We start from the raw sequence: 3681 nt of genomic DNA, 5'->3' as shown, positions 1-3681 counted from the left end.
CCCCCGCCCCGCCCCCGCTTAGGTCTCAAAACCATCTCGCTGGCAACGCGATCCCACCTCTCGGTCCTTCTCTCTATGACAGCGCGTTGTGCCAGCGTCCCGGCGACGGGGCTCACGGGAGACATGGGGCCGGGAGATGGTCGGACGTCGTCGGGTGATGGGCTACGGCATCGCGGCGGGGGCGCTCGCGGCCGTCGGGATCGGTGAGGCGCTCGGGTCGCGGTCGGTGGCGCATGGGACGCGTCCGGATACTGGTGCGGTGGACGGATCTCTGACTCACGTCGCCGGCGACGCTCCGGTGCAGGCCTTCGACACGGCGCCGGCGCGCGGCGTCCTGGAACGGTTGCTGACCGCCGGCCACGCCGGCCAGATCGAGCTCCGAGCAGTCTCGCCGACCGCCGGTACCGCTGACCGTTACCGCATCCGCTCTTCAGCCCTGTCCGGCCCCGCATCCGAAACCCTGACGGCCACCGCGGTCACCATCGAAGCCACCACCACCTCCGCACTCCTGTCCGGCGCGGCCCACTACCTCAAATACGTCGCCAACGTCACCATCTCTCTCCCCAGTGACAGCCTCGCGCAGCTCTCCCCAATCCTCCCGACCCCGCGCGGCGAGCTCTCCGGCGCCGCCGCCGTCAAGCACCGTTTCGCCCTGAACGACACCGAAAACGGCTACGCCGGCGCCTACCGCGCCTGGCCCGAATGGGAACGCACCCTCGACGTCCTAGCCTTCCACGGCTTCACCGAAGTCCTCGTCGCCGCCGGCCAGGACGAGGTCTACCGCCGCGTCTTCACAGAGTTCGGATACACCCCCGCCGACATCGACGCCTGGATCCCCGCTGCCTCCCACCAACCGTGGTGGCTGCTGGGAAACCTGCAAGCCGTCGACGCCCCCGAGCCTCCCGCCGTCCGCCAGGCCAACGTCGCGGTGATACAGCAGGTCGTCGCCCGCCTCCGCGAGCTCGGCATGACCCCCGTCCTGCCCGGCTACCTCGGTCAGGTCCCCCTCGGCTTCACGAAGCGCAACCCCAGCGCCCGCGTCCTCCCGCAAGGGATCTGGGACGGCTATCAGCGCCCTGACTGGCTCGACCCCCGAGACCCGCACTTCGCCCGCATCGCAGAGTCCTTCTACCGCCACCAGGCCGACCTCTACGGCCCCACCACCGCCTACAAGATGGACCTGCTCCACGAAGGCGGCACCAGCGCTGGCGTGCCGATGGGCGACGCCGCGGTGGCCGTCATGACCGCCCTGCAAACCGCCCACCCCGGCGCGACCTGGGTCATGCTCGGCTGGGAGGGCAACCCGCGACGGGACGTCCTCGACGCCGTCCGCACCTGCGGTTCCGCCGCCTGTGCGCGAGGCAAGGTCCTGATCGTCGACGGCTGCTCCGACAAGTACACCGCCTTCGACCGCGAGGACGACTGGGGCGGCGCCGCCTACGCCTTCGGCACCATCACCAACTTCGGCGGCCGCTCGCTGCTCGGCGCCAACGCCGCGACCTGGACCGACCGCTTCGCGAAAGCCCTGGCGGCAAAGGGATCGGCGCTGTCCGGCATCGCCTGGATGCCCGAGGCCTCCGGCCACGACCCGGCGGCCTTCGAGCTGTTCGCCGAACTCGCCTGGCGTCCCGACGCCTTCGACCTCACCGACTGGTTCGGCCAGTATGCCGCCCGCCGCTACGGCAAGGTGGACGCCGCCGCGACGAAGGCATGGCACACCTTCGCGCAGACCGCCTACTCGCTCCCGCCCGGCACCTACAGCCAGGCCCAGGACAGCCTGTTCAGCGCCTGGCCGGACCTGTCCGCGGTCTCGGCGGCGCCCGGCGGCCCGGACATGCGCTACGACGGCGCGGCCTTCGAGCAGGCCGTCCTCACGCTCCTGCAAGCCGATCCGTCGCTGCGGAGCGTCGACGCCTACCGCTACGACGTCGTCGACTTCACCCGGCAGGCGCTGTCCAACCACGCCCGCGTCCTGCTGCCGAAGATCAAGGCGGCCTACGACGGCCGCGACCTGGCCGCCTGGCACACCCTCACATCCCGCTGGCTGCAGGCGATGACGCTGCTGGACTCCCTCCTCGCCACCGACAAGCGCTTCCTGCTCGGCACCTGGCTCGGCGCCGGCGGCTACGAAGCCCGCTCCCTCATCACCACCTGGGGCGACCGCGGCCCGGCCGCCCTGCTGCGCAACTACGGCGCCCGCGAACTGTCCGGCCTGGTCGCGGACGTCTACCTCCCGCGCTGGCGCAAGCAGTTCGCGGCGCTGGAACCGGTCCTCACCGGGGCCGCGAAGCAGGCGGCGGAGATCGACTGGTTCGCGCTCGACGACGCCTGGGCGCGCGGCGCCGGGTCGTACCCGACCGAGCCGAGCGGCGACCCGTTCGCCGTCGCAAACACCGTCGCGTCCTTCCTCTCCCCGCCCTGACCTGCGCATACCCACCCTGAACAGGGCCGCAGATGACTATTGACGGTCCATCAGATTCGGCATACGGTCCGTTCGGACCAGCGGACCGTGCGTTTGTTCCGGCAAACGCTGCCGAACGTGGAGGCGTGAGGATGAAGCTCGACCTGCTCTACGAGATCGACGTGCCCAAGCCCTGGGCCAAGCCGCACCCCTACGGCCAGCGCGAGGCTGAGCAGCGCGCGTACCGGGAGGCGATCGAGCAGATCAAGCTCGGCGACAAGCTCGGCTTCCACACCACCTGGCACGTCGAGCACCACTTCCGCGAGGGCCGCTCGCACTCGCCGGCGCCCGAGGTGATCATCGGCGCGCTGTCGCAGTGCACGGAGCAGATCCGGCTGGGCTTCGGCGTGACCCTGATGCCGCATGCCTTCACCCCGCCGATGCGCGTGGCCGAGAAGGTCGCCACCGCCGACATCCTGTCCGGCGGCCGCGTCGAGTGGGGCACCGGCCGCTCCACGCCGATGGAGCAGACCGCGTTCGGCGTGGACCGCGACGCCTCCCGCGCGCAGTGGGAGGAGGCCATCCAGGCCGTCGTCGGGATGTGGGAGGACGAGTACTTCGAGTTCCACGGCAAGTACCTGGACTTCCCGCGCCGCATGGTGACGCCCAAGCCGGTCCAGGACCCGCACCCGCCGTGCTGGATGGCCGCGACCTCCGAGGGCTCCTCGGCCGTGGCCGGCGAGAAGGGCCTGGGGCTGCTGTCCTTCTCGATCCTGCAGCCGATCCACAAGATGGCAGAGCACATCCGGCTCTACCGCGCCGCGGCCGCCGCGCCCAAGCCGATCACCCGCGTCACCACCAACCGCGTCGCCGCCTACACCCTGGTGCACTGCGAGGAGTCGCTGGCCAAGTGCGAGGAGTCGGGGATCTGGGACTCGGTCTGGTGGTGGTACAAGAACATCGCCGAGTTCACCGCCGAGTGGGAGCTGCCGCACCTGTCGCAGGAGGAGCGGGACAAGATCTTCCCGTACCTGATGCAGCAGGCCGACGGGAACTTCGACCCCAAGTCCTTCAGCGACCACGACATGATCGTCGTCGGGGACCCCGAGCAGTGCTACACCAAGATGCTCAAGTACGCCGAGCTGGGCGTCGACCAGCTGATCTGCTACGTGCAGTTCGGCTACCTGCCGCACGAGTCGGTCATGAAGACCATCGAGCTGCTCGGCAAGGAGGTGCTGCCGGCGCTGGCCAAGGAGCTGTCTCTTATAGACATCTGACGC

2 protein-coding genes are annotated in these 3681 nt (G+C 70.0%); both read left to right on the top strand.

Annotated elements, in window-relative coordinates:
• The first annotated feature begins 136 nt into the window (after nucleotides 1-136).
• Entirely contained in the window at nucleotides 137-2422 is a 2286-nt protein-coding gene (locus GWK61_RS53220; protein ID WP_194921978.1) for an alpha-N-acetylglucosaminidase, read from the top strand.
• Nucleotides 2423-2553: 131 nt separating this feature from the next.
• The gene (locus GWK61_RS53215) at nucleotides 2554-3678 is read left to right on the top strand and encodes an LLM class flavin-dependent oxidoreductase (protein ID WP_194921980.1); all 1125 of its coding nucleotides are present in this window, start codon (nucleotides 2554-2556) and stop codon (nucleotides 3676-3678) included.
• Nucleotides 3679-3681 lie beyond the last annotated feature (3 nt).

Source organism: Catenulispora rubra (assembly GCF_015356825.1).
In the GTDB taxonomy this organism is placed as follows: Bacteria; Actinomycetota; Actinomycetes; order Streptomycetales; family Catenulisporaceae; genus Catenulispora; species Catenulispora rubra.
The sequence above is the reverse complement of the archived record's forward strand: the minus strand, read 5'-3'. Positions and strand labels throughout refer to the sequence as shown.